Raw genomic sequence first — 3,667 nt, forward strand, 5'->3', positions numbered from 1 at the left:
GACGCGGTGCGCCCGGCTTGGGACCGGGGGTCGGGGCGGCCGACGAGCCTTCGCCCGTGGTCTTGCCGAACGATTCACGCAGACGACGTGCGACGGGGGCTTCGACCGTCGACGACGCGGACTTCACGAACTCGCCGAGCTCCTTGAGCCTTTCGAGTACGACCTTGCTTGTGACATCGAGTTCTTTCGCCAACTCGTGCACGCGGGGCTTGCCTGCCACTGCTCTCCTCACTGATGAGGTCGAGCGGCTGGTTGCCCGCACGACCTCGGGTTATCTCCGATGGACGTTCATCGCTGGTGCTTCACGGTGTGCTCATGAGTGTTCGTGCCTGTTCTTCTCAGAGTTCGATGTCACTGCGTTGGTGTCCCTGCTGTCGATCTCACAACGGTGCCACGCCGAGTGATATTCCGTCGCCGGACCCGACCAGCTGATCGAGCGCCGACGTGTCCGGATTTCCGGGCACCCTCAGCGCTCTGCCGAATGCTCGACGCCGCTCCGCCTGACCCAGACACTCCGAAACGGGATGCAACCACGCGCCCCGCCCGGGAAGTCTGCGCCCGGGATCAGGGACCAGAACGAAGCGTTTCGGCTCCACTTCTCGTGCCACGACCCTCAGCAGATCGGCAGTCAGCGATCGCTGCCGACACCCGAGACAGGTACGCACCGGACCGGTGCGCTCGCCGCGTGACGAAGACAGCTCATGCTGAACCATCGACCACTCTACCGCCGATTCGTCCGGAAGCCCGCATTCCACCTCTACCTGCCTGTCGAAGCGGCACCCGAGTGACCATCATCACCCGCTGCGGCGTCGCTGCGGATGTCGATCCGCCATCCGGTCAGACGCGCGGCCAGGCGGGCGTTCTGCCCTTCCTTGCCGATCGCGAGGGACAACTGGAAGTCGGGGACGACGACACGCGCGGCCCGCGCGTCCGGGTCGACGACCGTGACCGAAACCACCTTCGACGGCGACAGCGCGTTGCCGACGAACCGCGCCGGATCCTCGTCGTAGTCGATGATGTCGATCTTCTCCTCGCCGAGTTCGCGCATCACGTTGCGCACGCGCTGACCCATCGGGCCGATGCACGCACCCTTCGCGTTCAGCCCGGGTACCCGCGAGTGCACCGCGATCTTCGAGCGGTGCCCCGCCTCGCGGGCGACCGCGACGATCTCGACGGATCCGTCCGCGATCTCCGGAACCTCGAGCGCGAACAGCCGACGGACGAGGTTCGGATGGGTCCGCGACAGGGTGATCTGCGGTCCACGCTGGCCGCGCGCCACGCCCACGACGTAGCACTTGATGCGATCGCCGTGCTCGTACGTTTCGCCCGGCACCTGCTCGGCCGGCGGGATCAGGCCCTCGGCGCCGTTGTCGCCGCCGATCCGCACGACCACCATGCCGCGCGCGTTCGCGCGGGTGTCGCGCTGGACGACACCGCCGACGATCTCGCCCTCGTGGGTGACGAACTCGCCGAAACGCTGTTCGTGCTCGGCGTCACGGATGCGCTGCATGATGACCTGCCGCGCGGTCGTGGCGGCGATCCGGCCGAAGTCCGCCGGAGTGTCGTCCCATTCGGAGACGAGGTTGCCGTCGGCGTCGAACTCCTCGGCCATCACGCGCACGATGCCGGTCTTGCGGTCCAGATCGATCCGGGCATGCGGCTGGTGACCGTCCACGTGCCGGTAGGCGGTGAGCAGAGCGGTCGAAATCGTCTCGATCAGCGCCTCGAACGGGATGTTCTTCTCGGATTCGAGCGCCTTCAGCGCCGTGATGTCGATATTCACTTGTCCACCTTCGTCTCGTTCACTTCGTCTTCGTCACTACCGTCTTCGTCCGCCCCGACCGCGTTCTCGTCGAGTTCCCCCGCGCGCACCCGGCCGTCGGGCAGGCCACCGGCGAGCTCGAGCTCCCGGGCGTTGGGAGGGTTGAACTCCACCTCGACCGTCGCCGACCGCACCTGTGCCAGCGGGATCGCGCGGACGGCCGGGCCGTTGCGGTCCGGGACCACGATGCGGATCTCGTCGCCGACGAGTTCGCCGATACGGCCGACGAGCGTCTCGGTCCCCAGATCCAGCCGGGCCTTCCGGCCCTGCGCGCGCCGCCAGTGCCGGTCCTGCGTCAGCGGGCGGCCGATACCGGGACTGGTCACCTCGAGCATGTACGGCGACTCACCGAAATCCGACACCGCGTCGAACGCCTCCGACACGAGATGACTCAGGCGCGCCGCCTCGTCGAGGCCGAGACCTGCGTCGCTGTCGACCATGAGCCGGACCGTGCTGTGCTTGCCCGCCGCCGTGACGACGACGTCCTCGAGGTCGTAACCCTCACGCTCGATCAGATCCGAGACGAGCTCGACAATCCTCTCCGGTGGCGGCACAGGCATGGCGGCAAGCTCCTCGTTCAGTTGTGGTCGCAGCGGTAGGCGGCCGGTGCGGGGATCGATCCGGCAGGTATCAAGGGTATCGCGCATTTCGGGGTGCCGTGACCAGGCCGGCGTCCGGATCGGTTCGCCGGGACTGGCACCATGGTCCGGTGCCGACGTCACCACACCTGCCACCCGTGTCCCGACGAACACTGCTGCGATGGTCCGGTGCCGCGCTCGGCACCGCGGGCGTGTTCACCGTCACGGGATGCGGAGCCCCCTCCGACGAGGACGGCGAGCCCGATCCGCTGATCGCCCAGGCCCAGCGCGCACGCACCGACGCCGCTCTCGCCGGCGCCCTCGTCGCCGTGGCACCCGAGCGGGCCGATGCGCTCGCGACGATCGGCGCCGAACGCACGACGCACGCCGACGCACTCGACGCGGAGGTCGCACGACTGGTGGGGGCCACATCGACGTCCCCGGCCACCTCGACGACCGTGACGCTGCCCGCCGAGACTCCGACCGTGGAACTGCTGCGCGAACGGCTGACCCGTTCCCAGCGCGACGCCGCGGATCTGGCCCGTACCCTGCGCGGTTACCGCGCGGGCCTGCTCGCGTCCGTCAGTGCCGCCTGCGCGACCGAGACGGCGGTGCTGCTGCCGTGAGTTCCCCCCAGCTCGGAGCCGAGCAGCAGGCCCTCGTCGACGCCGTGAACGCCGAACACGCCGCCGTGTTCGGGTACGGCCTCGTCGCGGCGTTCTCCAATCCGGCCCGCGGCGGTGAGGTGGCGGAGGACACCGCCGCACATCGGGCGCGCCGCGACGCCACGATCGACGCGCTCACCGCCGCGAGCGTCACTCCCCCGGTCGCCGCGCCCGGCTACACCGTCCCGTTCCCGGTGACCGACCCGATCAGTGCCGCGCAGCTCGCCGTGCAGATCGAGACGGACGTCGCGGTCGCGTGGCGGTCCGTCGTCGAACGGGCGACCTCCGAGTCCACCCGCGGATTCGCGATCGACGCGCTGACCGAAACGGCCCTGCGCGGCGCGCGGTGGCGGGCGAACCTGGGTGTCGCTCCCCCGACCGTCGCCCTGCCCGGTCAGCCCTGATCGTCCCGTCGTTCGGAATTCGCCGCCGAAGAACAGAAACGTGTTCTACCGTCGTGAGCGTGCCGACGACACGACCGGAACAGACCGTTCATCCGACCACCGATCGACGCCGTGAGGCCGGGGCGTGACCCGCGTCGCGCTGGTCACCGGCGCGTCCCGCGGGGTCGGTAAGGGCATCGCCCTGGCCCTGGGAAGTGC

Annotated in this window: 6 protein-coding genes; 2 read left to right on the forward strand and 4 right to left on the reverse strand. The window is 69.3% G+C overall.

Annotated elements, in window-relative coordinates; translation table 11 throughout:
* The 4 genes from I0Q12_RS24060 to rimP all read right to left on the reverse strand — a co-directional run.
* The coding region (locus tag I0Q12_RS24060; protein ID WP_307846477.1) for a translation initiation factor IF-2 N-terminal domain-containing protein at nt 1-220 on the reverse strand (220 nt) is incomplete at its 3' end.
* A 160-nt stretch (nt 221-380) separates the two neighbouring features.
* On the reverse strand, nt 381-713 hold the full coding sequence (locus I0Q12_RS24065) for a YlxR family protein (protein WP_197255432.1): 333 nt from the start codon (nt 711-713) through the stop codon (nt 381-383).
* A gap of 44 nt (nt 714-757) precedes the next feature.
* Nucleotides 758-1,783 (reverse strand): transcription termination factor NusA, encoded by a 1,026-nt coding sequence (nusA, locus tag I0Q12_RS24070; protein ID WP_197255434.1) that lies wholly within the window; start codon nt 1,781-1,783, stop codon nt 758-760.
* Nucleotides 1,780-2,382: a ribosome maturation factor RimP gene (gene rimP / locus I0Q12_RS24075; protein WP_197255436.1), complete on the reverse strand. Its 603-nt coding sequence runs from the start codon at nt 2,380-2,382 to the stop codon at nt 1,780-1,782. The genes nusA and rimP overlap by 4 nt, the downstream gene beginning before the upstream one ends.
* Before the next feature lie 149 nt (nt 2,383-2,531).
* Between rimP and I0Q12_RS24080 the strand changes: the two genes are divergently transcribed.
* Together I0Q12_RS24080 and I0Q12_RS24085 are read left to right on the forward strand one after the other, a co-directional pair.
* Nucleotides 2,532-3,026, forward strand: coding sequence for a hypothetical protein (locus I0Q12_RS24080; RefSeq protein WP_197255438.1), 495 nt, complete (start codon nt 2,532-2,534; stop codon nt 3,024-3,026).
* Nucleotides 3,023-3,469: a ferritin-like domain-containing protein gene (locus I0Q12_RS24085; protein WP_197255440.1), complete on the forward strand. Its 447-nt coding sequence runs from the start codon at nt 3,023-3,025 to the stop codon at nt 3,467-3,469. Before I0Q12_RS24080 ends, I0Q12_RS24085 begins: the two co-directional genes overlap by 4 nt.
* Nucleotides 3,470-3,667: the final 198 nt, after the last annotated feature.

Origin of the sequence: Rhodococcus sp. CX, assembly GCF_015865005.1 — a bacterium.
Taxonomy (GTDB): Bacteria; Actinomycetota; Actinomycetes; order Mycobacteriales; family Mycobacteriaceae; genus Rhodococcus.